The organism is Pseudomonas sp. App30, from assembly GCF_047947025.1.
Classification (GTDB): domain Bacteria; phylum Pseudomonadota; class Gammaproteobacteria; order Pseudomonadales; family Pseudomonadaceae; genus Aquipseudomonas.
Map to the genome: position 1 here is coordinate 3,218,275 of NZ_CP133165.1, position 25,701 is coordinate 3,243,975.

Annotated in this window: 24 protein-coding genes; 15 read left to right on the plus strand and 9 right to left on the minus strand. The window is 64.2% G+C overall.

The genetic code is table 11. The features are described 5' to 3' along the window. Nucleotides 1-3 precede the first annotated feature (3 nt). From RAM80_RS14985 to RAM80_RS15005, 5 genes are all read right to left on the minus strand, one after another. Nucleotides 4-1,224 (minus strand): electron transfer flavoprotein subunit alpha/FixB family protein, encoded by a 1,221-nt coding sequence (locus RAM80_RS14985; RefSeq protein ID WP_416427252.1) that lies wholly within the window; start codon nucleotides 1,222-1,224, stop codon nucleotides 4-6. Next, nucleotides 1,224-3,170 carry a dimethylglycine demethylation protein DgcB gene (gene dgcB / locus RAM80_RS14990; RefSeq protein WP_416427253.1) on the minus strand — a complete coding sequence of 649 codons (1,947 nt, stop codon included), beginning with the start codon at nucleotides 3,168-3,170 and terminating at the stop codon, nucleotides 1,224-1,226. The genes RAM80_RS14985 and dgcB overlap by 1 nt, the downstream gene beginning before the upstream one ends. Before the next feature lie 131 nt (nucleotides 3,171-3,301). Beyond that, nucleotides 3,302-5,362 (minus strand): dimethylglycine demethylation protein DgcA, encoded by a 2,061-nt coding sequence (gene dgcA / locus RAM80_RS14995; RefSeq protein WP_027980259.1) that lies wholly within the window; start codon nucleotides 5,360-5,362, stop codon nucleotides 3,302-3,304. Between the two features lie 15 nt (nucleotides 5,363-5,377). After that, nucleotides 5,378-5,908 carry a DUF5943 domain-containing protein gene (locus tag RAM80_RS15000; RefSeq protein WP_027980258.1) on the minus strand — a complete coding sequence of 177 codons (531 nt, stop codon included), beginning with the start codon at nucleotides 5,906-5,908 and terminating at the stop codon, nucleotides 5,378-5,380. Between the two features lie 51 nt (nucleotides 5,909-5,959). Continuing rightward, nucleotides 5,960-6,937: a dipeptidase gene (locus RAM80_RS15005; protein ID WP_416427254.1), complete on the minus strand. Its 978-nt coding sequence runs from the start codon at nucleotides 6,935-6,937 to the stop codon at nucleotides 5,960-5,962. A 235-nt stretch (nucleotides 6,938-7,172) separates the two neighbouring features. Here RAM80_RS15005 and RAM80_RS15010 point away from each other — a divergent pair, with 235 nt between their 5' ends. The 4 genes from RAM80_RS15010 to RAM80_RS15025 all read left to right on the plus strand — a co-directional run bounded on the left by RAM80_RS15010 (nucleotide 7,173) and on the right by RAM80_RS15025 (nucleotide 9,498). Then, on the plus strand, nucleotides 7,173-7,922 hold the full coding sequence (locus tag RAM80_RS15010) for a hypothetical protein (RefSeq protein WP_416427255.1): 750 nt from the start codon (nucleotides 7,173-7,175) through the stop codon (nucleotides 7,920-7,922). A gap of 112 nt (nucleotides 7,923-8,034) precedes the next feature. Continuing rightward, a complete protein-coding gene (locus tag RAM80_RS15015) occupies nucleotides 8,035-8,460 on the plus strand; it encodes a lysozyme inhibitor LprI family protein (protein ID WP_416427256.1) in 426 nt (141 codons plus the stop codon). Nucleotides 8,461-8,484: 24 nt separating this feature from the next. Beyond that, entirely contained in the window at nucleotides 8,485-8,904 is a 420-nt protein-coding gene (locus RAM80_RS15020) for a DUF3010 family protein (RefSeq protein WP_416427257.1), read from the plus strand. 333 nt (nucleotides 8,905-9,237) lie between these two features. Then, on the plus strand, nucleotides 9,238-9,498 hold the full coding sequence (locus tag RAM80_RS15025) for a hypothetical protein (protein WP_416427258.1): 261 nt from the start codon (nucleotides 9,238-9,240) through the stop codon (nucleotides 9,496-9,498). A gap of 184 nt (nucleotides 9,499-9,682) precedes the next feature. Here the strand turns inward: RAM80_RS15025 and RAM80_RS15030 are convergent, their stop codons facing one another. Both RAM80_RS15030 and RAM80_RS15035 read right to left on the minus strand, forming a co-directional pair. Beyond that, entirely contained in the window at nucleotides 9,683-10,849 is a 1,167-nt protein-coding gene (locus RAM80_RS15030) for a hypothetical protein (protein WP_416427259.1), read from the minus strand. 67 nt (nucleotides 10,850-10,916) lie between these two features. After that, nucleotides 10,917-11,864 carry a GlxA family transcriptional regulator gene (locus tag RAM80_RS15035; protein ID WP_416427260.1) on the minus strand — a complete coding sequence of 316 codons (948 nt, stop codon included), beginning with the start codon at nucleotides 11,862-11,864 and terminating at the stop codon, nucleotides 10,917-10,919. A gap of 166 nt (nucleotides 11,865-12,030) precedes the next feature. Here RAM80_RS15035 and RAM80_RS15040 point away from each other — a divergent pair, with 166 nt between their 5' ends. The 8 genes from RAM80_RS15040 to RAM80_RS15075 all read left to right on the plus strand — a co-directional run bounded on the left by RAM80_RS15040 (nucleotide 12,031) and on the right by RAM80_RS15075 (nucleotide 19,242). Then, nucleotides 12,031-12,975: a choline ABC transporter substrate-binding protein gene (locus RAM80_RS15040; protein WP_416427261.1), complete on the plus strand. Its 945-nt coding sequence runs from the start codon at nucleotides 12,031-12,033 to the stop codon at nucleotides 12,973-12,975. Between the two features lie 115 nt (nucleotides 12,976-13,090). Then, nucleotides 13,091-13,978, plus strand: a complete 888-nt coding sequence (locus RAM80_RS15045) for a 3-keto-5-aminohexanoate cleavage protein (RefSeq protein WP_416427262.1) — start codon at nucleotides 13,091-13,093, stop codon at nucleotides 13,976-13,978. A 9-nt stretch (nucleotides 13,979-13,987) separates the two neighbouring features. After that, nucleotides 13,988-14,953, plus strand: a complete 966-nt coding sequence (locus RAM80_RS15050) for an L-carnitine dehydrogenase (RefSeq protein ID WP_416427263.1) — start codon at nucleotides 13,988-13,990, stop codon at nucleotides 14,951-14,953. Next, nucleotides 14,950-15,405, plus strand: coding sequence for a thioesterase family protein (locus RAM80_RS15055; protein WP_416427264.1), 456 nt, complete (start codon nucleotides 14,950-14,952; stop codon nucleotides 15,403-15,405). The genes RAM80_RS15050 and RAM80_RS15055 overlap by 4 nt, the downstream gene beginning before the upstream one ends. A 137-nt stretch (nucleotides 15,406-15,542) precedes the next feature. Then, a complete protein-coding gene (locus RAM80_RS15060; protein WP_416427265.1) occupies nucleotides 15,543-16,352 on the plus strand; it encodes a hypothetical protein in 810 nt (269 codons plus the stop codon). A 257-nt stretch (nucleotides 16,353-16,609) separates the two neighbouring features. Next, entirely contained in the window at nucleotides 16,610-16,870 is a 261-nt protein-coding gene (locus tag RAM80_RS15065) for a hypothetical protein (RefSeq protein ID WP_416427266.1), read from the plus strand. 166 nt (nucleotides 16,871-17,036) lie between these two features. Beyond that, nucleotides 17,037-18,404 carry an MFS transporter gene (locus tag RAM80_RS15070; protein WP_416427267.1) on the plus strand — a complete coding sequence of 456 codons (1,368 nt, stop codon included), beginning with the start codon at nucleotides 17,037-17,039 and terminating at the stop codon, nucleotides 18,402-18,404. Between the two features lie 7 nt (nucleotides 18,405-18,411). Further along, nucleotides 18,412-19,242, plus strand: coding sequence for an amidohydrolase family protein (locus tag RAM80_RS15075; RefSeq protein ID WP_416427268.1), 831 nt, complete (start codon nucleotides 18,412-18,414; stop codon nucleotides 19,240-19,242). A gap of 65 nt (nucleotides 19,243-19,307) precedes the next feature. Here RAM80_RS15075 and RAM80_RS15080 read toward each other — a convergent pair whose 3' ends face one another. Both RAM80_RS15080 and RAM80_RS15085 read right to left on the minus strand, forming a co-directional pair. Next, nucleotides 19,308-20,411, minus strand: coding sequence for a GlxA family transcriptional regulator (locus tag RAM80_RS15080; protein WP_416427269.1), 1,104 nt, complete (start codon nucleotides 20,409-20,411; stop codon nucleotides 19,308-19,310). Nucleotides 20,412-20,786: 375 nt separating this feature from the next. Further along, complete coding sequence (locus RAM80_RS15085) at nucleotides 20,787-22,163, minus strand: L-serine ammonia-lyase (protein WP_416427270.1); 1,377 nt, start codon at nucleotides 22,161-22,163, stop codon at nucleotides 20,787-20,789. Between the two features lie 446 nt (nucleotides 22,164-22,609). On the opposite strand from RAM80_RS15085, the gene RAM80_RS15090 reads away from it, so the two are divergent. The 3 genes from RAM80_RS15090 (at nucleotide 22,610) to choV (ending at nucleotide 25,647) form a co-directional block, all read left to right on the plus strand. Next, nucleotides 22,610-23,557 (plus strand): choline ABC transporter substrate-binding protein, encoded by a 948-nt coding sequence (locus tag RAM80_RS15090; RefSeq protein WP_416427272.1) that lies wholly within the window; start codon nucleotides 22,610-22,612, stop codon nucleotides 23,555-23,557. 69 nt (nucleotides 23,558-23,626) lie between these two features. Further along, complete coding sequence (gene choW / locus RAM80_RS15095; RefSeq protein ID WP_416427273.1) at nucleotides 23,627-24,472, plus strand: choline ABC transporter permease subunit; 846 nt, start codon at nucleotides 23,627-23,629, stop codon at nucleotides 24,470-24,472. Continuing rightward, on the plus strand, nucleotides 24,469-25,647 hold the full coding sequence (gene choV / locus RAM80_RS15100) for a choline ABC transporter ATP-binding protein (RefSeq protein WP_416427274.1): 1,179 nt from the start codon (nucleotides 24,469-24,471) through the stop codon (nucleotides 25,645-25,647). Before choW ends, choV begins: the two co-directional genes overlap by 4 nt. Nucleotides 25,648-25,701: the final 54 nt, after the last annotated feature.

Genomic DNA, 25,701 nt, shown 5'->3' on the forward strand with positions numbered 1-25,701 from the left:
ACCTCAGGCGGCATCGCGCTTGGCTTGGTTACGGTAGGCGTCCACGGCGGCGATCAGCGCCTTGAGCAGCTCGCCGCTGTCGCCGATCACCGAGAGGTCGGCGCGCTTGATCATGTCGCAACCGGGGTCGAGGTTGATGGCAATGACCTTGTCACAGGCGCCGATGCCCTGCAGGTGCTGGATGGCGCCGGAGATGCCGACGGCCACGTAGACCCGCGCGGTGACCCAGGTGCCGCTGGCGCCCACCTGGCGGTCGCGGGTCATGAAGCCATCGTCCACGGCCACCCGCGAGGCGCCCTCGGTGGCGCCCAGGGCCGCGGCGGTGCTGTGGAACAGCTCCCAGTCGCGCACGCCGTTGCCGCCGGAGAAGATGAACTCGGCCTCGGCCATGGGAATGGCGGCCGGGTCCACGGCTACCGCACCCAGGTCTTCGATGCGCGACAGGCTGCGCGCCACGCTTGTGGATAACTGCACCGGCAGCGCCTCGTGGCGGCTTTCATCCACCGGCTCGGCGCATTCGGCCGCAGCCAGGATCAGCCGTGGCAAGATGCGGCTGATGTCCTGCTGGCCGGCGCCAGCGCGGCCCACGCAACGGCCGTCCTTGACCTGCCAGATGCGCGTGGCCGGGCGCTCGCCCAGGCTGGCACCCAGGCGCCGGCCCAGCTCGCCGCCACCGCTGCGGCTGTCGGGCAGCAGCCAATGGCGCGGGTTGAACTGGTTATCCACGGCGCGCAGGCCCTGGATGCGTTGCTCGGGGGCGTAGCCGTCGTATTCGTCGCCGCTGATTTCCAGCAGGCGGTCGACACCGGCGGTGGAGAAACTGGTTTCCTTGTGCTCGCCAAAGACGATCGCCAGCACTGCGCCGTCGCTGCCCGCCAGCTGATGGGCCAGGCCCAGCAGGTCGCGGTCGTGGCTGCTGAGGCGGCCACCGACCATGTCCGGCACCACGGCGATGTAGAACGCCGGCTCCGGCACTCGATGCAGCGGCAACAGCACCTCCACGGCCGCTGAGCGCTTGCTCGTGCCGCCCTGTTGCGCGCCGCTGCGGTCAATGCGCTTGATGCCATTGGGGCCGATGAAGCCCACGGCATGGGGGTTCTTGCGGATGACGCCCGCAGGCCCCATCCAGGACGCCTGCACCGGCTGCATGGCCGCGTGCAGCGGATGCAGGCGGTTGCGGGCGATCCTCTCGGCCCGCGGGTCGCGGCGAATAATGTCGCTCATCAGTGCACCTCCGCAGGGATACGTTTAGCCGGCATTGGCTTTGCCGTCGCTGCCTCTTCCACCAGCGCATCAGCCACCAGTTCGGCGATGTCCTTGATCAGGGGGCGGGGCTCGACCACGCCCTCGAGCATGGCCGTGCACTGTGGGCAACCCACGGCCACCAGCTCGGCCTGGGTCTCGCGGATGTCGTCCATGCGCATGTCGGGGATACGCTGCTTGCCGGGAATGTCGGTGATCGGCGCACCGCCACCGCCACCGCAGCAGCGCGAGCGGAAGCCGGAACGCTGCATTTCGCGCACCTCGATGCCCAGGGCCTTGAGCACGTCGCGCGGGGCCTGGTATTCGCCGTTGTAGCGGCCCAGGTAGCACGGGTCGTGGTAGGTAACGCTGCCGCCCTTGTGCTGGCCCAGGCTGAGCTTGCCCGCAGTGACCAGTTCGGCCATGAAGGTGCTGTGGTGCAGCACCTCGTACTTGCCATTGAAGGCACCGTATTCGTTTTTCAGCACGTGGAAGCTGTGCGGGTCGCAGGTGACGATGCGGCTGAAGCTGTACTTGGCCAGGGTCTGGATGTTGCGCTTGGCCAGGTGCTGGAACGTCGCCTCGTCGCCAAGGCGGCGGGCCACGTCGCCGCTGTCGCGCTCTTCCAGGCCCAGCACGGCGAAGTCGACCTTGGCCGCCTTCAGCACTTTGACGAAGGCGCGCAGGGTGCGCTGGTTGCGCATGTCGAAGGCACCGTCACCGACCCAGAACAGCACGTCGGCGGTCTTCTTCTCGCTCATCACGTTGAGGTTCAGGTCAGCCGCCCAGTTCATCCGCCCGCCGGGGTTGAAGCCGCCGGGGTTGTCGGTGGCGATCAGGTTGTCGAGCACCTCGGCGCCCTTGTTCGGGGTAGCGCCTTTTTCCAGGGTGAGGTGGCGGCGCATGTCGACGATGGCGTCGACGTGCTCGATCATCATCGGGCACTCCTCCACGCAGGCGCGGCAGGTGGTGCACGACCACAGGGTTTCGGCGTCCACCAGGCCGTTGACGATGGGCTGGTGCGGGTTGCCACCGTGCTCGCCGATTGGCTTGCCCGGGTAGGGGCTGCCGGCGAACTGGGCGTCAGTGCCACCGGCCAGGCCCACGACCATGTCCTGAATCAGCTTTTTCGGGTTCAGCGGCTGGCCGGCGGCGAACGCCGGGCAGGCGGCCTCGCACTTGCCGCACTGCACGCAGGCGTCGAAGCCCAGCAGCTGGTTCCAGGTGAAGTCCTTGGGTTTTTCCACGCCCAGCGGCGCAGCCGGGTCGGCCAGGTTCAACGGCTTCAGGCCGGTGGAACGGCCGCCGCCAAAGCGCTCGGCGCGACGGTGCCAGGCCAGGTGCAAGGCACCGGCGAAGGCGTGCTTCATGGGCCCGCCCCAGGTCATGCCGAAGAACAGCTCGGACACGCCCCACAGCACGCCCACCGCCAGAACCGCCGCCAACACCCAGCCGCCGAAGTCGGCAGGCAGGATGCCAGCCACCGGCAGGGTCAGCAGGAAGAAGCTTGCAGAGAACGCCAGCAGGCTTTTCGGCAGCCGCGTCCATGGGCCTTTCGACAGCCGTGAAGGTGGGTTCAGCCGGCGCTTGAAGACGAACACGGCGCCGACGAACATCACCACGGTGGCGAACAGCAGCGCGTAGCCAAGGATGCGGTTATGCAGGCCGAAGCCGTGCACCAGGATCGCCAGGACGATGGACAGCACCGCGCCACCGGCCGTGGCCACGTGGGTGTTGGCGATGTATTTGTCGCGCGCCACCACGTGGTGCAGGTCGACCATGTAGCGCCGCGGCATGGCCAGCAGGCCGCCCAGCAGGTCGACCGCAGCCGGCCGGCCCTGGCGCCACAGGCGCACCCGGTGCACGGCGCCGAGCACGCCGAGGGCCAGGGCGGCGAATAGCAGGATGGGGAGGATAGTGTTCAGCATGATGCAGGCTCCCAAGAACAATGAGCGTCCTGGTAAAAAAGGGACACTGTGGGAGCTGGCTTGCCAGCGAGCTTTTGAGGGCCCAGAAAAGCTCGCTGGCAAGCCAGCTCCCACAGGTGGTCACGTCAGGATCAGAAGTCCTTGCACAGGCGCAGGGCGTCGTAGATCGCCGCATGGGTGTTGCGCTGGGCCACGCAGTCGCCGATGCGGTACAGCAGGTAGCCATCGCCGGCCTGGCTCAGCGCCGGTTGCGGCTGGATGGCAAACAGCGCCTCGATGTCCATCTGGCCCTTGTTGCGCGACTCCTGCTTCAACTCGTAATAGAGCTTCTCGTCCGGCCGCACGCCGTTCTCCACCACCACCTGGTCCACCACGCGCTCTTCCTTGGCCCCGGTGTACTCGTTCTCCAGCACCGCCACCAGCTTGTCGCCCTCGCGGTAGACCTTTTCCAGCATGAAGTCGCCGGTCATGATCACTTCTTTCGGGTACATGCTGCGGTAGTAGGTGGGGAACGACGTACCTCCAATCGCCACGCCCGGCTTGATGTCGTCGGTGACGATCTCCACCTGGGCGCCCTTGTCGGCGAGGAAGTCGGCCACCGACATGCCGGTGAACTCGCAGATGGTGTCGTACACCAGCACGTTCTTGCCCGGTGCCACCTTGCCGTCCAGCACGTCCCAGCTGCTGACCACCAGGCCTTCTTCGGCGCCCCAGTGCTCGTTCTGCTCCAGGAACGGGTGGCCGCCCACGGCCAGCACCACCACGTCGGGGCGCAGGTCGCGAATGGTCGCCGCGTCGGCGGCAGTGCCCAGGCGCAGGTCCACCTTCAGGCGCGCCAGTTCCAGCTGGAACCAGCGGGTAATGCCGGCGATCTGGTCACGTTGCGGCGCCTTCGACGCCGTGGTGATCTGCCCGCCGATGAAGTCTTTCTTCTCGAACAGCGTCACGTCGTGGCCACGCTCGGCCGACACCCGCGCCGCTTCCATGCCCGCCGGGCCGGCACCGACAACCACCACCTTGCGTTTGGGCCCGGTGGATTTCTCGATGATGTGCGGCACGCCCATGTATTCACGCGAGGTGGCGGCGTTCTGGATGCACAGCACGTCCAGGCCCTGGTACTGGCGGTCGATGCAGTAGTTGGCGCCCACGCACTGCTTGATCTGGTCCACCTGGCCCATCTTGATCTTGGCGATCAGGTGCGGGTCGGCGATGTGCGCGCGGGTCATGCCGACCATGTCCACGTAGCCGCCTTCGAGAATGCGCGTGGCCTGGTTGGGGTCCTTGATGTTCTGCGCGTGCAGCACCGGCGCCTTCACCACTTCCTTGATACCAGCGGCCAGGTGCAGGAACGGCTCCGGTGGGTAACTCATGTTGGGGATAACGTTGGCCAGGGTGTTGTGGGTGTCGCAACCCGAGCCCACCACGCCAATGAAGTCGATCATGCCAGTGTCGTCGTAATACTTGGCGATCTGCTTCATGTCCTCGTGGCTGAGGCCATCGGGGTGGAATTCGTCGCCGCAGATGCGCAGGCCCACGCAGAAATCGGGGCCCACTTCCTTGCGCACGGCCTTGATCACTTCCAGGCCGAAGCGCATGCGGTTTTCAAAGCTGCCGCCCCATTCGTCGGTACGCTTGTTGACCCGCGGGCTCCAGAACTGGTCGATCATGTGCTGGTGCACCGCCGACAGCTCCACGCCGTCCAGGCCGCCGGCCTTGGCCCGCGCCGCAGCGCTGGCGTAGTTGCCGATCACGCGCCAGATTTCCTCGGGCTCGATGGTCTTGCAGGTGGCGCGGTGCACCGGCTCGCGGATGCCCGACGGCGACATCAGCGTGGGCCAGTGCTCGCCGTCCCAGCGCGAGCGTCTTCCCATGTGGGTAATCTGGATCATGATCTTGGCGCCATGCTTGTGCATGGCGTCGGCCAGGTTCTGGAAGTGCGGGATGATCTTGTCGGTGGCCAGGTTCACCGATTTCCACCAGCCCTGGGGGCTGTCGATGGCCACGCTGGACGAGCCGCCGCAGATCGCCAGGCCGATGCCGCCCTTGGCTTTCTCTTCGTAGTATTTGACGTAACGATCGGTGGTCATGCCGCCATCGGTGGCGTAGACCTCGGCGTGCGCGGTGCTGAGCACGCGGTTGCGGATCGTCAACTTGCCGATCTGGATCGGCTGGAACATCGCTTCGAAAGCCATGACGGTGTCCTCGACTTACAACGGCTTGACGGTGAACAGGCCATCTTCGTGGCCTTCTTCCGAACCGCCGTACACCTGCTCGGCGACGGTGCGGATGGCGCTGCCCTTGGCAGCCAGAATCTGGTCCATGGCGCCGGCGAACCAGCCGGTGAACATGTAGTCCACCTTGCGGCCGACCTTGCCGTACACGTACACGAAGCACGAGTGCTCAAGCTTGACGCTGGCGGTGCCTTTTTCCAGGTCGATGTCCTGGATCTTGAACAGGCCCCAGCCGCGTTGCGACAGGCGCTTCATGTAGTGCTCGAACACCGCCACGCCTTCCAGGCCATGGCATTCGGCTTCCTTCTCGCACCAGTGCCAGGCGGATTTATAGCCAGCCTTGTAGAGGATCTCGGCGTAGGCATCGGCGCCCAGTACTTCCTCGATGCCCATGTGGTTGTTGACAAAGAAATGCCGCGGTACGTACAGCATCGGCAGGGCGTCGGAGGTCCAGACACCGGTCTCGCTGTCGACTTCGATTGGCAATTGCGGGGCGATCTTGGCCATGGAAACTTAACTCCAGAAATTTGAAATAAGGGGGTGAGGCGGGTTAAGGCGTTACTCGCCCCACACGTCCTTCAGAACGTTGACCCAGTTTTCGCCCATGATCTTGCGCACCACGCGTTCGCTGTGGCCGCGCTTGAGCAGGGTCTCGGTCAGGTTCGGGAATTCGCCCACGGTGCGGATGCCCAGCGGGTTGATGATCTTGCCGAAGTTGGTCAGGCGCCGGGCATAGCCCTTGTCGTGGGTCAGGTATTCGAAGAAGTCCTGGCCGTGGCCCTGGGTGAAGTCGGTGCCGATGCCGATGGAGTCTTCACCGACGATGTTCATGGTGTACTCGATGGCTTCGGCGTAGTCGTCGATGGTCGACTCGATGCCCTTGGCCAGGAACGGCGCGAACATGGTCACGCCCACGAAGCCGCCGTGGTCGGCGATGAACTTCAGTTCCGCGTCGGACTTGTTGCGCGGGTGCTCCTTGAGCCCGGAAGGCAGGCAGTGGGAGTAGCACACCGGCTTTTTCGATTCGAGAATCACTTCCTCGGACGTCTTGGAGCCCACGTGGGACAGGTCGCACATCACCCCCACGCGGTTCATTTCGGCAACAATTTCGCGGCCAAAGCCTGACAGGCCGCCGTCGCGCTCGTAGCAGCCGGTGCCCACCAGGTTCTGGGTGTTGTAGCACATCTGCACGATGCCCACGCCCAGCTGCTTGAACACTTCCACGTAGCCGATCTGGTCTTCGTAGGCATGGGCGTTCTGGAAGCCGAACAGGATACCGGTCTTGCCCAGCTCCTTGGCCTTGCGGATGTCGGCGGTGCTGCGCACGGGCATCACCAGGTCGCTGTTTTCGCGCATCAACTTCTGGCTCTTGCAGATGCTGTCGACGGTGGCCTGGAAGCCTTCCCACACCGAGACGGTGCAGTTGGCCATGGTCAGGCCGCCCTTGCGCATGTCCTCGAACAGCTCACGGTTCCATTTGGCAATGATCAGCCCGTCGATAACGATGCTGTCGGCGTGCAGTTCGGCTGGGCTCATCAGGCTGTCCCCTTTAGGTATGTACCTGCGCCGAATCGTCTGCCGGCGCTTTGGAGCCAGCATATGCCTGCGCGCCCCGGCAGCCGGATGCAAAAACGACAGGGGGTTTGTTGAAAGCGTCACAGGCCTGCCTGATGGCTGAGAAGGCTTACGTTCTGATAGTCGGGCACACCAGCCGACTAGGATCAGCCCCCCACCAGCGCCTGATCCGACTACCACTAGCAAGGAGCCTACGATGCCATTGTTGAATCTCGACGTACTTCGAAACGACCTGAGGGATTTCGTTGCCACATTGCCTCCCAAGCCTTATCGCGCCTCAGTCACGGAAGCCCCCCTCCCAAGCGCCGCAAAACGCAATGTAGCGCTGATTGCCAGCCAAGCCGTAATCCAGGCCAAAGCAGGGCTGGAGGACGATTACATGAACGGCTTCCTGCAGTTTTGCCGTCTGGCCCAACTCAAAATGTACGCAGAACGCGTTGATTTATTAAACCCCAAGGCCCGAGGGATATGGGCCGCGGCCTTTACAGACTTTGGCTGGCAAGTTTCAAAGAGGGGGAGCGTGCCTCGATTCAGCATGCCATGGCCCACCATACCGCGCGTGACGGACTACCTGGCGAGGCAAGTAAAACTTTCCGCAGTGCTTCCACTCATTGAGCAAAGCCTGCAGGGGGAGGCCAGGACCGAACAGGGCAAGGCGTTGCTGCGCAAGCCTGGTATAACCACCCAAGAGGACTATTCCTTCCAGACCGCGCCCGTTTTTACTGCTGATGACCGATTATGTGTTGGTCTGTTTTTTGCCCACTACACTGCCGTAATGCTGCACGGAAACGGGCGCCCAGCTGCCGAATGGAAACGTGACTACGACAATTTTGGCAGCGCCTGCGTATTGACGATCAAGCTGGCGGATCTGGATCAGATACTGCCTGTCGTGAATGAAGAGACGGAGCGGCTGGGGCGCTTGATCTTCGAGGAAATACAGCTTTAAACGAGACGTCCTGCTTCAAAGTAGGGTTTCACCGTTTGGGCACTGTTCTTTAGCCCCGCCGTGCGCCAAAATCCCCGCCATTGTTCTGCTCATCTTGGCGGGGATCTCGCACATGAAATCTTGGTTACTGGTATTGGCTCTGGCTTCCCTGGGTGCCCACGCGGCCGAAGACGGCCCTACCCCCTGCGACAACGTTGACGACAGCAAGGCCAGCCTGGCCTGCTCGGCGTACAACAAGAAAACCGCCGAAAGCGAGCTCAAGGACGCCTACAAGGACCTGCTCGACCGCGCCAAGACCAACTTCAGCGGCGAACCGGCCAAGCAGGCCAAGATGAAGGACCTGGTGACCGCCGCCCAGGCCCAGTGGGAGAAGACCCGCGACGCCGACTGCGCCATCGAGACCTTCGAAGCCAAGCCGGGCACCCCGGAATTCACCACTGCCCAGGACGACTGCATCGCACAGAAGAGCGACGAACGGTCGGAATACCTGCAGACCCTGGCCAACCCGGGTGACGAAGGCGATGTGCCCGAGCAGTAAGCCCCTCTTTCACCAAGGCATTTTATGAAAATCTGCGGTATCGACATCAAGGCCAGTGAAGCCATCTTCGCCCTGGCCAGCCACGCAAGCGGCACCCTTGAGCACCTGGCGTTGCCACTCAAGAAACTGGCCCTGGACGACGATGAGGATGCCGCGCAGGTGAAAGCCTTTGCCCGTCAGCTTGCCGAGTTCGTCAGCGCCAACGGCATCACCCACCTGGCCATCAAGAAACGCAGCAAGAAGGGCGAATTCGCCGGCGGCCCCATCACCTTCAAAATCGAAGGCATGCTGCAGCTGCTGGAAGGCTGCGACGTGCAGTTGGTGTCGCCGCAGACCATCAACGCCCAGGCGAAGAAACACGACCTCGCCCTGCCCGCCTCGCTGAACAAATATCAGCACGACGCCTACAAGGCCGCGTGCGCCCTGCTGCTCAAGACCCGCTGACGTCACCGCCCGTGGCGGCGTGCTTGCAGAATCGCGGTGCCCCGGACGCCGCCTGCGGCAGCTGCTACGGGGGTGATTGGGAACGGGACTACTGTATGATCGGAAATGCCTGACACGAGTCCCCCGGGGGGCGATGCTACTCTTCCGCCGTCGTCAAACCTGACGGCCGGGTGTGAGAACCCGGAGGTAGATCGCGAAAGGCAGCCAGTTATGGCAGCTGCTCGCGGGCGGGCTTATGCCTGGCCGGTTCTATCTCCCGGTTTCTCACCCCGCGAACAGCTGCCACCTCTCCCGTGAGAAGGAAGGTGCCAGCCTTTGCCAGAGAGATAGCAAATGAACAACTGCCAGACCGGGACCGCCACCTTCGGCCCTCTCGACGCCAACAACCTCCCCCTCTTCACTATCACCCCAGGCTTCAGCGCCGAGGATGCCCTGGCGCACCTGAGCGTCTTGCTCAAGGGTGCCGAAGCCTGCGCCTTCGAACTCACCGAATGCCCCGGTGACACCGCCCACGGCCTGGCGCTGTCCTTGGCCCAACAAATCGACACGGCCCGCGGCCTGGTCCAAGCCCTGCTGAACAGCCAAACGTCTTGAAATGGCTTCGTCTGCATCGCGACTAAAGTCGGCTCCTACAGCGTTCGTGGTAGGAGCCGGCCTTGGCCGCGAAGCAGGCGACGCGAGCTAAGCGGTATAAGCATCCGCGTAGCAGCTGCCGAAGGCGGCGTCCGGCGGCGTGCCTGCAGGACCGCGGCGCCCCGGACGCAGCCTGCGGCAGCTGCTACGCCGGTTTGCGCAGGCTTAGCCAATGGGCAAAGGACTTGTCCTCCAACACATAGGCACCCCGGCTGGATTTCCACACCAGTTCTTTCTCGCGCAACGCCTCGATGCTGGCCTGGATGGTCTGGGTACCAGGCACCAGGCCACTGCCCAGTGTTTCCAGCACCTTGCTGACTGCAAGCACGGTGGCATCGGCGAAAGGCGCGAACGGTTCGCTGGCCAGCGAGCGATCCACCATCACCTGCAACACGGCGCGTTGCGGCAAGGTCAGGGTGTTCCACGCGCTTTCGAATTCGTTCCAGGCACCCGCGAGCACGGCCTCGGCGCCGCTGCGCAACAGCGCGCCAAGATTTCCGGCCTCTCCAAGTTCCAGCGCCACGGTACTGATGATCGCGCGCAGCATTTCCGGACGCCGCCCCACCTGCTCGAAGGCATGCTCCACGTCGGCAGCATCGAACTGGTTGCTCTGCGCCAGATGCTTGTTCAGCCATGCGGTATAGGCGCAGGTGAACTCTTTGCCGAGCAGCGGAAAAGTAGTGACACTGGAGCCAAAGAACGGCTGGCTGCGGCTCAGCACCAGATGCGCCAGCTTGTCCCGGTTCGAACCGGTGAAAACCATATACACGCCCGGCTTCTCACGCCCCTGGTTCAGCTCGTCCCGGGCAGCCTTCAGCGCGAACATGGCGTTGATGCCGCTATCAGTGCTGAGCGCGTGCTGGGCTTCATCGATCACCAGCGCCAGCGATTGCCCCGAAGCCTGGTGCAACAGCTCCAGCGCCTGGCTGAGCGTCGCGCCCGGTGGCAGCCGCGGCTGGGTGAAATCCCAGGAAAGCGTGCGCAGGAAATTGAGCTTATCCACCCCCAGGGATTTGGCGAGCTTGCGAATGCCTTTCTCAAACGGCACCAGCGCATTGGCGATGGCCGTGGCGATCAGCTCTGCCGGATCAGTTTCACGGTCGCTCCACAGGTCGACATACACCGCCAGCCAGCCACGTTTCTGGCACTCGGGGATCAAGTCCTCGCGCAGGAAGGTGCTTTTCCCGGTACGCCGGGGCGCGGCCAGGAACAGCCCGGAGCTGTAGTCCAGCAGGCCCGCACCGGTCAGCCCATCCGCAATCTGGCCGGCCAGCACGGGGCGACGAAAAACAAAGCCTGCAGAGCTACTCATGGTTTTACACTCAATTATAGACGCATGTATAAATTATACAGCCGAGTATAATTTACCATAATTCACCTCACACCACCCCCTCCCTGCGCCGCTCCTCCCGCGGGCACCGCCCGAACCGTGCGCGGTAGCTACGGGTGAAATACGATGCCGACTCGAAGCCGCAGGCAAGGCTTACCTCCAGCACGCTCATGCCCGTCTGGCGCAGCAGCTGCCGGGCTTTTTCCAGGCGCAGGCGCAGGTAAAAGGCGCTGGGCGTGTCGTTGAGGTGCAACTTGAACAGCCGCTCCAGCTGCCGGCGGGTGACGTTGATGCCTTCCGCCAAAGCCAGCGTGCTGAGCGGCGGCTCGGTGTGCTGTTCCATCTCGCCAATCACCTGCACCAGCTTCTTGTTGCTGACGCCATAGCGCGAGGCGATCTGCATGCGCTGGTGGTCCTTGCGCGGGCGAATACGCCCGACCACGAACTGCTCCGACACCTCGATGGCCAGGGCACTGCCGTGGGCCTGGGCGATCAGGTCGAGCATCAGGTCGATGGAGGCGGTGCCGCCGGCCGAGGTGATGCGCCGGCGGTCGATCTCGAACAGTTCCTGGGTCACCTCCAGCTGCGGGAAGGTTTCCTTGAAGGCATCCAGTGCCTCCCAGTGCAGGGTGGCACGGTAGCCGTCGAGCAGGCCGGCCCTGGCCAGCACGAAGGCACCGGTGTCGATGCCGCCCAGGCTCACGCCGTTATGGTCCAACCGCCGCAGCCACTGCTGCAGGGCCGGGGTGACCGCCTTGAGCGGTTCGAAGCCGGCCACTACCAGCAACGTCGCCCCGGGCCCCAGGGCCTCCAGCGCGGCGTCGGCGTTCACCGACATGCCGTTGCTGGCCAGCACCGGCCCACCGTCCAGGCTCAGCACATGCCAGCGGTACAGCTCGCCGCGAAAGCGGTTGGCCACCCGCAAGGGCTCTACCGCGGAGATAAAACCGATGGCGGAGAAGCCGGGTAGCAAGAGGAAGTAGTAGTCCTGGGACATGGCCGCTCTCGTGCAGGGAAGCCTCGTTAATACGCCGCAGGTCGCCGCAGTGCAAGTGCGGGTCGCCGCAGTGCGAATTTACCGGCGCCGGGCAGGCTACCTTGTTGTCCAGGGTGCGCAGACGCCCTCCCCCCAATAACTAGAAACTGCCGCGAGAGGAGCCATCATGAAAAGACTGATCAGCTGCTGTCTGCTGATGCTCACCAGTACCGCGATGCTGTCGGCCGCCCAGGCCGCCGAACCCGAAAGCTGCAAGAACGTGCGCCTGGGCGTGGTCAACTGGACCGACGTGATGGCCACCAGCGCCATGACCCAAGTGCTGCTCGACGGCCTGGGCTACCAGACCAAGCAGACCAGCGCCTCCCAGCAGATCATCTTCGCCGGCATCCGCGACCAGCGCCTGGACCTGTTCCTGGGCTACTGGAACCCGCTGATGACCCAGACCATCACGCCCTTCGTGGAACAGCAGCAGGTCAAGGTGCTGGCCGAACCCAGCCTCAAGGACGCCCGCGCCACCCTGGCCGTGCCCACCTACCTGGCCGACAAAGGCCTGAAGAGCTTCGCTGATATCGCCAGGTTCAAGAAGGAACTGGGCGGCAAGATCTACGGCATCGAGCCCGGCTCGGGCGCCAACAAGCAGATCAAGGACATGATCGCCAAGAACCAGTTCGGCCTGGGTGGCTTCCAGCTGGTGGAATCCAGCGAGGCCGGCATGCTCTCGGCAGTGACCCGCGCCACCCAGCGCAACGAAGCCATCGTGTTCTTCGGCTGGGCGCCGCACCCCATGAACGTCAACCTGAAGATGACCTACCTCAGCGGCAGCGACGGCGCCCTGGGGCCCAACGAAGGCATGGCCACGGTATGGACCGTGACCGCGCCGGACTACGCCAGCCGCTGCCCCAACGTGGACAAACTGCTAACCAACCTGACCTTCAGCGCCGAAGACGAGAGCCGCATGATGCAGCCGCTGCTGGACCACAAGGACGCCCTGGAGTCCGCCAAGGCCTGGCTCAAGGCCCACCCTGAAGACCAGAAACGCTGGCTGGCAGGCGTGACGACTTTCGACGGCAAGCCGGCCGAGCAGAACCTGCAACTCACCACCAATCCCTAAGCCCAACTTAGTGGGAGCTGGCTTGCCAGCGAGCTTTTGAGGCCCCAACAGCTCGCTGGCAAGCCAGCTCCCACAGGACAGGTGCGCCTGTAATTCAAGAATTCAAGGAGACAGCATGAACCACGACGTGATCATCACCTGCGCCCTCACCGGCGCCGGCGACACCACCGGCAAGAGCCACCTGGTGCCCATCACCCCGCAACAGATCGCCGCTGCCGCCGTGGAAGCCGCCAAAGCCGGCGCCACCGTGGTCCACTGCCACGTGCGCGACCCGCAAACCGGCAAGTTCAGCCGCGACGTGGCCCTGTACCGCGAGGTGATGGAGCGCATCCGCGAGGCCGACGTCGACATCATCGTCAACCTCACCGCCGGCATGGGCGGCGACCTGGAGATCGGCCCAGGCGAGTCGCCCATGGAGTTCGGCCCCAACACCGACCTGGTCGGCCCGCTGGCCCGCCTGGCCCACGTGGAGGAACTGCTGCCGGAGATCTGCACCCTGGACTGCGGCACGCTCAACTTCGGCGACGGCGACAGCATCTACGTGTCCACCCCGGCGCAGCTGCGCGCCGGCGCCAGGCGCATCACCGAGCTGGGGGTGAAAGCCGAGCTGGAAATCTTCGACACCGGCCACCTGTGGTTCGCCAAGCAGATGATCAAGGAAGGCCTGCTGCACGACCCGCTGTTCCAGCTGTGCCTGGGCATTCCATGGGGCGCGCCGGCCGACACCACCACCATGAAAGCCATGGTCGACAACCTACCGGCGGACGCCGTGTGGGCCGGCTTCGGCATCGGTCGCATGCAGATGCCCATGGCCGCACAGGCGGTGCTGTTGGGCGGCAACGTGCGCGTGGGCCTGGAAGACAACCTGTGGCTGGAAAAGGGCGTGCTCGCCAGCAACGGCCAACTGGTGGAACGCGCCACCGAGATCCTCACCCGCCTGGGCGCCCGCGTGCTCACCCCGGCCGAGGGCCGCGCGAAGATGAACCTCACCCGTCGCACCTAAGGAACCGCCATGACCTTCATTACCGAGATCAAGACCTTCGCCGCGCTGGGCAGCGGCGTCATCGGCAGCGGCTGGGTGGCCCGCGCCCTGGCCCACGGCCTGGACGTGGTGGCCTGGGACCCGGCCCCCGGTGCCGAGGCCGCGCTGCGCCAGCGCGTTGCCAACGCCTGGCCGGCCCTGGTGCACAATGGCCTGGCGCCTGGCGCCTCGCAGGAGCGCCTGCAGTTCGTCGACACCATCGAAGCCTGCGTGCGCAACGCCGACTTCATCCAGGAAAGCGCGCCCGAACGCCTGGAGCTGAAACTGGAGCTGCACGCGAAAATCAGCGCTGCCGCCAAGCCTGACGCCCTGATCGGCTCCAGCACCTCGGGCCTGTTGCCCAGCGAGTTCTACGAAGGCGCCACCCACCCCGAACGCTGCGTGGTAGGCCACCCGTTCAACCCGGTGTACCTGCTGCCGCTGGTGGAAGTGGTGGGCGGCCGTCAGACCGCGCCCGAAGCCGTGCAAGCCGCCATGCAGGTGTATGAGTCACTGGGCATGCGCCCGCTGCACGTGCGCAAGGAAGTCCCCGGCTTCATTGCCGACCGCCTGCTCGAAGCGCTGTGGCGCGAGGCCCTGCACCTGGTCAACGATGGCGTGGCCACCACCGGCGAGATCGACGACGCCATCCGCTTCGGCGCCGGCCTGCGTTGGTCGTTCATGGGCACGTTCCTGACCTACACCCTGGCAGGCGGCGACGCCGGCATGCGCCACTTCATGAACCAGTTCGGCCCGGCCCTGAAGCTGCCCTGGACTTACCTGCCGGCACCGGAGCTGACGAACAAGCTGATCGATGACGTGGTCGACGGCACCACCACACAACTGGGCAACCACAGCATCGCCGCCCTGGAACGCTACCGCGACGATTGCCTGCTGGCGGTGCTGGAGGCCGTACGCGCGACCAAGGCGAAACACGGCATGGAGTTCGCCGAATGATCACCTACCGCACGCCGGTGCTGGAGGAGTGGGTGGACTACAACGGGCATCTGCGCGATGCCTTCTACCTGCTGATTTTCAGCTATGCCACTGATGCGTTCATGGCCACCGTCGGCATTGATCCGGCCCGTGACCAGCGCTCGTTGTTTACCCTGGAGTGCCACCTCAACTATCTGCATGAGGTAAAGCTTGGGGCAGAGGTACAGGTATGCACGCATATTGTGGCGAGTGATCACAAACGCGTGCACCTCTACCACAGCCTGCACGTGCCTGGTTCGGATCAGCCCGTGGCCGCCTCCGAACAGATGCTGCTGCATGTGGACCTGGCTGGGCCACGCGCCGCGGCCTTCGACACCACTGTGCTTGATAAGCTGGCAACTTTCAGTTCGCACCAGGCAGCCCTTCCTGCAACGGCATTTATTGGCCGCATCATCAACTTGCCCCAGCGCTGATCGTGTCAGTTGGGTGTGATCCCAGCGCAGCGTTTTTTCCCTCTTCAGCGGTTCTACGAGGCAATCAATAATTACCTCACTGCCCGGCACAAACGTGTACCGGGCAGCTCGCCTACCACTGAAAGGGAATTTGAAACATGTCCATGATCGACTACAGCGAACTCTCCATCCGTGCGCGCCTGGCCGCGTTCGATGCCATTGAACTGGCTGAACCGGAAATTGCCGTCCCCTCTTTCAGCACCCTCAACACCCGTTACGATGACGAAGGTGATTATGTTCCGGCAGAGGGCGACAAGCATGCCAGCACCAGCGGCTCGAGCCTGATGACCTTTGAAGAGGACATGTCGCAACAGAACGTGTTTGATGTCGAAACCTGCACCTACTTCGCTCAACGCGCAGCCTCGAAGAAGTTCGATAAAAAAGCACAGATCGTGAAATGGTACGAAGAATACACCCACGTGCTGGGTGTCATCGGCTGGAACCTGCGCAGCTACCAGTTCCAGGAGATGAAAACCAACAACACCAGTGTCAGCATCGACCAGATGGCAGTGCGGCTGATGGCCGGGGCCGCGGCCGGTGGCGGCGGCATTGTTGCTTCGCTGCTTGCCTCGTTCAAGGAATCCCTCAACGCGCTGGCACAGAAGGATCAGCCGTTGAAGGCCTTCGACAGGCACACCAGCACCGATCGCAATGGTGGCTTCCAGATGATGCCCTGTGGCGAGACCAAGGCCGGCCTGGTCAAGGCGTTATTGAACTGTAACTACTACGAAGCCAAGATCAACAAAGGCAAAGTGCTGTTCGTTTCGTGGAACAAATCCGATCTGCGCCTGTATGGCAGCGCGCAACTGTCGACGATGAACCCCACCGTATTTGCCAACTTCAGGGACGAAATTGAAACCAGGTTGGGCGAGCGCCGCCGCGAAGACTTCGAAAAGATTGAAATCTGACGGCCCCTGGTTTTCAACAAAAAAAGCCCCGATCCAGCCGTATCCGGATCGGGGCGCAGTGTACTGCGAACAGCGCGTCGAAGGTGACCAGACCCGCACGCTGGAAGCCGACGCCAGTGTGCCCTGCCCCGCCCCCCGGGATTTAGCCGAAAACGACACGCTCATGCCCACCGCGGCCATGGCGACGATCGCCCCTTGCCGCGCCGTGCCGGCGCTTACAGAATCGGCCAAAAGCCCCTCACCAAAGGACTCGCCTCATGATGCACGTGGATCTGATTGACCAGGATGACCTGCTCGGCCAACTCAAGGCCCTGGGCTTCGAGATGCCCGCCGGCGCCAGCGCCGAGCAGGCCTGCGAATGTGCGGTGCGCGGCCTCAGCGAGGCGCGCGCCAAGGCCCTGCGCAAAATGGTCGAGCAACTGCTGACCGGCAGCGCCACCATCCTGCCGGCCGTGCGCCAGGCCATCGACAAGCAACTGCTGCCCGCCCTCGCCCACTTCCAGCAATCGCGCGCCTGAGCCCCTGCCTGCTGGCCCGCAAACCGCGGGCCAGACACCTCCCTGCTACCCCAACATAAACAAAACACATACCCGCATAACCGTTTCGCGGCAGACGGCCCGTTGATCCAGTCGTAACTTCTTTCCTACAGCGCCCCGGCGCCATGACAAGAAAGAGAGTATGCCGATGAACAACCGCCCTGCTGTAGACGTCAAGGCGTGGATCGACTCACGCGCCATTTCCCCCTACCAGTGGCTGGTGCTCGCACTGTGCTCGCTGATCATTCTGTTCGACGGCTACGACGCCGCGGTGATGGGCTTCATCGCCCCCGCCCTGGTGCAGGACTGGGGCCTGGCGCCAGCGCAAATGGGCCTGATACTGGGCGCGGCGATGTTCGGCGTGGCCCTGGGCGCGCTGGTGGCCGGCCCCTACTCCGACCGCCTGGGCCGCAAGCGCGTGCTGCTGATGTCGATCTTCTGCTTCGCGTTGTTCAGCGTGATGTGCACCTTCGCCCGCAACCCCTATGAAATGGCCCTGCTGCGCTTCCTCACCGGCCTGGGCCTGGGCGCGGTGATGCCCAACTGCGTGACCCTGGTGTCGGAATACATGCCCGAGCGCCGTCGTGGCCTGCTGATCACGCTGATGTACTGCGGCTTCAACATCGGGTCCGGCGCTGGCGGTTTCGTCGCCGCGGGGCTGCTGCCGGTGGGCGGCTGGAAGTCGGTGCTGCTGCTGGGCGGTATCTGCCCACTCATCGTGCTGCCGTTGCTGGTGTGGCTGCTGCCCGAATCGACCTTGTACATGGTGGTGCGCAACCACGCCCAGGGCAGCATCGGCGACATCCTGCGGCGCATGGGCGGCGCGTTTGCCGAGGGCACGCGCTTTACCCTCAAGACACCGGCCCTGGACAAGAAGGCCCAGGTGTTCAAGCTGTTCTCCAACGGCTACGCCCATGGCACGCTGATGCTGTGGCTGACCTATTTCATGGGCCTGTTCGTGATCTACCTGCTCAACGGCTGGCTGCCGACCATCATGCGCGCCGGTGGCCTGAGCCTGGAGAAAGCCGCCATCACCGCCGGCCTGTTCCAGCTGGGCGGCACCCTGGGTGGCCTGCTGGTGGGCAGCCTGATGGACCACTTCAAGTCGCGCAAGAAGGTCATCGGCCTGTTCTATCTGCTGGGCATGTGCTGCCTGCTGGCCGAGGGCATCTTCGGCTTCGGCCCTACGGTGCTGGGCATGCTGGTGTTCGTCAGCGGCATGTGCGTGAACGGCGCGCAGACCGGCCTGCAGGCGTTCTCACCGACCTTCTACCCCACCGAAATGCGTGCCACCGGTGTCAGCTGGATGCACGGCATCGGCCGCAGCGGCGCTATCATCAGCTCGTCCATGGGCGGCCTGCTGCTGGGCGCGTTCCCGGGCACCACCAGTATCTTCATCGTGTTGTCGATCCCGGCCCTGTTCGCCGCGCTGGCCATCGTCAACCACCGCAATGCCGTAGCCGAACCCGCGACCGACCGCGCTGCGCCACGCGTGGTCGAGGCGCCTAGCCAATGAGTGATTCATGAGTGTACTGACCCAACCCAAGATCGACTGCCACCACCACATCTTCGACCCGGTGCAGTTCCCCTACGTCGCCGACACCCAGTACCGCCCCGAGGGGCACGAGCTGGGTACCGCGCTGCAGTACGGCGCGGTGATGCAGGCCTACAACATTCGCCACTCGCTGATCGTCGGCCCTACTTCGGGCTACAACACCGACAACCGCTGCCTGCTGGCGGCGCTGGCGGCAAACCCCGGGCGCTCAAAGGGTATTGCCGTGGTGCCGCTGACCATCGGCAGCGACGAACTGGCGACGCTCAAGGCCCAGGGCGTGGTGGGCATCGCCTTCAACGTGGCCATGCTCGGCACCGCGCCGTTCCTGGACGTAGATGGGCTGATGGGGCGCCTGGCCGAGCTGGAGCTGTTCGCCCAGGTGCAGGTGATGGACGAGCAGTTGCCCGCGCTGATGCCGCTGCTGACGCGCAACCGCACGCCCCTGCTGATCGACCACAGCGGCCGCCCGGACGTGACGGCGGGGCTTGGCCAGCCGGCGTTCCAGGCGCTGCTGTCGCTGGCAGACAAGGACCGTACCTTCGTGAAACTGTCGGGGCTGTCGAAGTTTTCCCGCCAGGCCTACCCGTGGGCCGACGGCCACCCCTACCAGCTGGCGCTGCTGGAGGCGTTCGGCGCCGAGCGCTGCATGTGGGGGTCGGACTGGCCGTTCCTGCGTGCCAACGAACGCATGGACATCGGCAGCCTGTTGCTGCTGGTGGAGCAACTGTTCCCGGATGAGAAGGTGCGCGAGCAGATTCTGTGGAGCACGCCGAAGCGGGTGTTTGGGTTTACCGGGTGATCGTGACGCGGCCTTCGGCCGCTGCTACAGGTCCGTAGCAGCGGCCAAAGGCCGCGTCCGAGGCCCTAAATCCGCACGCTGGCAAACGTCGATTCGTTGCGCGCCTGGCTCAACGCCGACATCGGCCCCGACAACGGCGCCAGCACCATGGCCTGCGGAATCGGCATCATCGCCACCTGCTGGGCGGTGTTGGAGCCCACGCGCTCGTCGCGCGGCGGAATGCCGAAGTATTCGCGGTAGCACTTGGAGAAGTGCGGCGTAGACACGAAACCGCACACCGACGCCACCTCGATGATCGACATCGGCGTCTGCTTGAGCAGCTGCCGCGCGCGAATCAACCGCAGCTTGAGGTAATAGCGCGACGGCGAGCAGTGCAGGTACTTCTGGAACAGCCGCTCCAGCTGCCGGCGCGACACCGACACATACACCGCCAGCTCATCCAGGTCGATCGGCTCTTCCAGGTTGGCTTCCATCAGCGCGACGATTTCCTGCAGCTTCGGCTGGTTGGTGCCCAGCATGTGCTTGAGCGGCACGCGCTGGTGATCCTGCTCGTTGCGGATGCGCTCGTAGACGAACATTTCCGAGATGGCTGCCGACAGCTCGCGGCCGTGGTCGCGGCTGATCAGGTGCAGCATCATGTCCAGCGGCGCGGTGCCACCGGAGCTGGTGAAGCGGTTGCGGTCGAGGGTGAACAGGCGGGTGCTCATGGCCACCCGCGGGAAGGCTTCCTGCATCGACGCCAGGCACTCCCAGTGCACGCTGCAATCGAAGCCGTCGAGCAGGCCGGCGCAGGCCAGGGCCCAGCTGCCGGTGCACACCGCGCCCAGGCGCTTGGACTGGCGCGCCTGGCTCTGCAGCCAGGTCACGTGCTCGCGGGTCACGGTGCGTTGAATGCCGATGCCGCCACAGACAATCACGGTATCCATGGCCGGAGCCTTGTGCATTGCCGCATCCGGGGTGATCTGCAGGCCGTCGCTGGCCCAGACCTGGCCGCCGTCCACGCTCAGGGTGGTCCAGCGATACAGCTCGCGGCCGGACAACTGGTTGGCCATGCGTAGGGGTTCTACTGCAGAGGCCAGGGAAATCAGCGTGAAATTATCCAGCAGCAGAAAGCCGATGGATTGAGGCGTACGGGTCTGGGGTTGGGCCCCGGAGTTGAACGACGTCATCGCGGTATCTCCTCACTCAAAGCGGGTGATGGCCTCAGGCGGAGGCTCTTGTTATGGCCCTGCTTGCTGGAGGGCTTTGCGATGACAACGCAAATGCCATGCCTAAAGTTGAATGGCTATTCAATAAATCCTGAAAACGACGTCGCTCTGCGGCCAGACGTCGCAGCTGGCAAGGTGCCATCCACTGCAGCCCTCAAGGGCTGTGAGCACTTCGGTAGCACTTGTGTGAAGCGACGGGTGGAAGGGGGAAACGAGTGTCACCCCAAGCACGGGCCGGCGCCCTCCAGGGGAAGTACGCCGGCGCAGTGAACGGTAGGCGCTAAACGCGCCAAAAGGTTGCGAGGCCGCCGCGCCGTGAACGAAAACGGCGCAGGCTCAGCATTCGATGGCGCTGACCGCCAGGCCGCCGCGCGAAGTCTCCTTGTACTTGTCGTGCATGTCGGCGCCGGTGTCGCGCATGGTGCGGATCACCCGGTCCAGGGAGATGAAGTGCTGGCCGTCGCCGCGCAGGGCCATTTGCGCGGCATTGATGGCCTTCACCGCAGCGATGGCGTTGCGCTCGATGCACGGCACCTGCACCAGGCCACCCACCGGGTCACAGGTCAGGCCCAGGTTGTGTTCCAGGCCGATCTCGGCGGCGTTTTCCAGCTGCGCCGGGGTGGCGCCGAGGATCTCCGCCAGGCCTGCCGCCGCCATGGCGCAGGCCGAGCCCACCTCGCCCTGGCAGCCCACCTCGGCGCCGGAAATAGAGGCGTTTTTCTTGCACAGGATACCGATGGCGGCTGCCGCCAGCAGGTAATCGACGACGTTGGCCTCGCTGACCTCGTCGCTGAACTTCATGTAGTAGTGCAGCACCGCCGGGATGATGCCGGCCGCGCCGTTGGTCGGCGCCGTCACCATGCGCCCGCCGGCGGCGTTTTCCTCGTTCACGGCCAGGGCAAACAGGTTGACCCATTCCATCGCACTGAGCGTGGAGCCGATGACGTTGGGCTTGTTCAGCTCTTGCAGGCTGCGGTGCAGGCGCGCGGCGCGGCGGCGCACGTTGAGGCCGCCGGGCAGGATGCCTTCGTGCTTGAGGCCGTGTTCCACGCAGTCCTGCATGGCCCGCCAGAGCTTCATCAGGCCCGCGCGGATCTCCTCCTCGCTGCGCCAGGTCTTCTCGTTGGCCATCATCAATTGCGACACACGCAGGTCGTTTTGCTCGCACAACTCCAGCAGTTCCACCGCCGTGTCGAAGTCGTAGGGCAGCACGGTGTTGTCGGCGTCGAGCACGCCGCTCGCAGCCTGGGCCGAGTCCACCACGAAGCCGCCGCCCACTGAATAGTAGGTGTCGCGGTGCAGCTCTCCCAAGGCGCCTTCGGCGATCAGGGTCATGGCGTTGGGGTGGTAGGGCAGGTTCTCGTCGAGCAGCAGCATGTCGCGCTGCCACACGAAGGGAATCGGCCGCTCGTTGCCCAGTTGCAGGGTGTCGGTTTCGCGCAGGGTGGCGATGTGCAGGCTGATGGTGGTGGGGTCCACCGCGTCCGGCCATTCGCCCATCAGGCCCATGATCACGGCGTTGTCGCTGCCATGGCCGACGCCGGTGGCCGACAGCGAGCCGTACAGGCGCACTTCCACCCGTTGCACCTGTTGCAGCTCGCCGCGTTCGCGCAAGCCCTGCACGAACAGCGCGGCGGCGCGCATGGGCCCCACCGTGTGGGAGCTGGACGGCCCGATGCCGATCTTGAACAGGTCAAACACACTGATTGCCATTGCCGCGCACCTCCTGATTTGGGCAGACCGGGCCGCCACGGGCGGCCGCTGGCGCAACTGCTACGCTTGAGCCGCGTGCGCCGGATTGCCTTCATCATCGGCTTTGCGGCGCAGGGCGCGACGTCTGCAACCGACCCGCTCATGCCCAGCAACGCCTGCGCCCCCAGGAAGGCGTTTTCAGCCATGCCGCTGGTCCAGAATCACGCTTGCAGGGTGCGGAAAATCTGTAAGCGACGTCACCGGCACTGGAAGCGACTCCCTATGTACTGGTTACGACCCCCCCTGTAGGCGCGGGATTTTCACTGGTCCATGATCAATCTCGACTCGATTGCAAGGCACCCGGTTAGCGCTGTCCCAGCGGCGCACCGCCCGCCACCCAACCGCGACCAGAAAGCGGGTCAGCCTGAGCAGGCCGCCCGAGAAAAAACATCCAGGAGCGCAACCCCATGAAAGGTTCACCATCGTTGTTGTTGGCCGCCATGTTGAGTCTGCCGATGCTGGCCCACGCCGCAGAACCGGCCCAATGCGACACCGTCAATTTCTCCGACGTCGGCTGGACCGACATCACCGTCACCACCGCCGTCACCAGCGCCGTGCTGCAGTCGCTGGGCTACAAGACCAACACCACCATGATTTCCGTGCCCGTGACCTACAAGTCCCTGGCCGACGGCAAGAACATGGACGTATTCCTCGGCAACTGGATGCCGACCATGGAGAACGACATCAAGCCGTACCGTGATGCCGGCACCGTGGAGACCGTGCGCGCCAACCTGGAAAACGCCAAGTACACCCTGGCCGTGCCCCAGGCGCTCTACGACAAGGGCCTTCATGACTTCAGCGACATCGTCAAATTCAAGAAGGAACTGGACGGCAAGATCTACGGCATCGAACCGGGCAACGACGGCAACCGCCTGATCCAGAGCATGATCGACAAGAACGCCTTCGGCCTGAAGGACGCCGGCTTCAAGGTAGTGGAGTCGAGCGAGGCCGGCATGCTCAGCCAGGTGGACCGCGCCAACCGCCGCGGCACCGACGTGGTGTTCCTGGGCTGGGAACCGCACCCGATGAACACCCGCTTCAAGATCAAGTACCTGACCGGCGGTGACGACTACTTCGGCCCCAACTTCGGCCAGGCCACCATCTATACCAACGTGCGCAAGGGCTACACCCAGGAATGCAGCAACGTCGGCCAGCTGTTGAAGAACCTGGCCTTCACCCTGCCGATGGAAAGCTCGCTGATGGGCAATATCCTCGACGACAAGATGAAGCCTGACGCCGCCGCCAAGGCGTGGCTGAAGAAAAACCCCCAGGTGCTCGACACCTGGCTGGCGGGCGTGACCACCGTGGATGGCAAACCAGGCCTGGAAGCCGCAAAAGCCAAGCTGACGCAGTAACCGCAGACCTTGCGGCGGGTGCGCCCGCCGCAAGTCGTTCTTTCAACTTGCATGCGGACGTTCACTACCATGCTGACAGATCATAAAATCCCGCTGGGCCAATACATCGCCAGCTTCGTCGACTGGCTGACGCGACACGGCGCCAGCACCTTCGACGCCATCTCCTCCTCCCTCGAAGCGATGATCCACGGCCTGACGTTCTGCCTGACCTGGTTCAACCCATTCGCCCTGATCTTCCTGATAGCCGCGCTGGCGCACTTCATCCAGCGAAAATGGGGGCTGACCGCCTTCGTGGTGCTGTCGTTCCTGCTGATCCTGAACCTTGGCTACTGGCAGGAAACCATGGAAACCCTGGCCCAGGTGCTGTTCGCCACCCTGGTGTGCGTGGCCGTGGGCGTGCCGCTGGGTATCGTCGCGGCGCACAAGCCAATGTTCTACACCATGATGCGCCCCGTGCTCGACCTGATGCAGACCGTACCGACCTTCGTGTACCTGATCCCAACCCTCACTCTGTTCGGCCTGGGCGTGGTGCCGGGGCTGATTTCCACGGTGGTGTTCGCCATTGCCGCGCCCATCCGCCTGACGTACCTGGGCATCCGCGACGTGCCCCACGAGCTGCTGGACGCCGGCAAGGCCTTCGGGTGCTCGCGCAGCCAGCTGCTGTCGCGCATCGAACTGCCGCACGCCATGCCCAGCATCGCCGCCGGCATTACCCAATGCATCATGCTGTCGCTGTCGATGGTGGTCATCGCCGCCCTGGTGGGCGCCGACGGCCTGGGCAAACCCGTGGTCAACGCACTGAACACCGCCGATATCGCCCTGGGCTTCGAAGCTGGCCTGGCCATCGTGCTGCTGGCGATCATGCTCGACCGTATCTGCAAGCAACCCGAGCCAAAGGTAGGGGGTGACGCATGAGCATAATCCGCTTCGACAAGGTAGACGTGGTCTTCTCCAATAAACCGCGGGAGGCCCTCAGCCTGCTGGACCAAGGCCTGTCGCGGGACCAGATCCTGAAGAAGACCGGCCAGGTGGTAGGCGTGGAAAAGGCCAGCCTGGACATCAACAAGGGCGAGATCTGCGTGCTGATGGGCCTGTCGGGCTCGGGCAAGTCCAGCCTGCTGCGCTGCATCAACGGCCTCAACACGGTAAGCCGCGGCAACCTGTTCATCGAGCACGAAGGTGCGCAGATCGACATCGCCAACTGCACCCCGGCCGAACTCAAGCTGATGCGCACCAAGCGCATCGCCATGGTGTTCCAGAAGTTCGCCCTGATGCCCTGGCTGACGGTGCGCGAGAACATCAGCTTCGGCCTGGAAATGCAGGGCCGTCCGGAGAAGGAACGCCGCCAGCTGGTGGACGAGAAGCTGGAACTGGTGGGCCTGACCCAATGGCGCAACAAGAAGCCCGACGAGCTGTCCGGCGGCATGCAGCAGCGGGTGGGCCTGGCCCGCGCCCTGGCCATGGACGCCGACATCCTGCTGATGGACGAGCCCTTCTCGGCCCTCGACCCGCTGATTCGCCAAGGCCTGCAGGACGAACTGCTGGCCCTGCAGAACAAGCTCAGCAAGACCATCGTCTTCGTCAGCCACGACCTGGACGAGGCGCTGAAGCTGGGTAGCCGCATCGCCATCATGAAAGACGGCAAGATCATCCAGTACAGCAAGCCCGAAGAGATCGTACTCAACCCTGCCGACGACTACGTGCGTACCTTCGTTGCCCACACCAACCCGCTGAACGTGCTGTGCGGCCGCAGCCTGATGCGCACGCTGGACAACTGCAAGCGCATCAACGGCTCGGTGTGCCTGGACCCGGGTGGCGACTCTTGGCTGGACCTGGCCGAAGGCAACACCATCAAGGGTGCGCGCCAGGGCGCCGGCGTGCTGGACCTGCAGAACTGGGTGCCGGGGCAGGCCGTGGACGGCCTGGGGCGCCAGCCGACGCTGGTGGGCGCCGACATCGGCATGCGCGACGCGCTGCAGATTCGCTACCACACCGGCAACAAGCTGGTGTTGCACGACAACAACCGGGTGGTGGGTATCCTGGGTGACAGCGAGCTGTACCACGCGCTGCTGGGTAAGAATCTGGGGTAAGCACGACTGTGGGAGCTGGCTTGCCAGCGAGCTTTTAGGGCCTCAAAAGCTCGC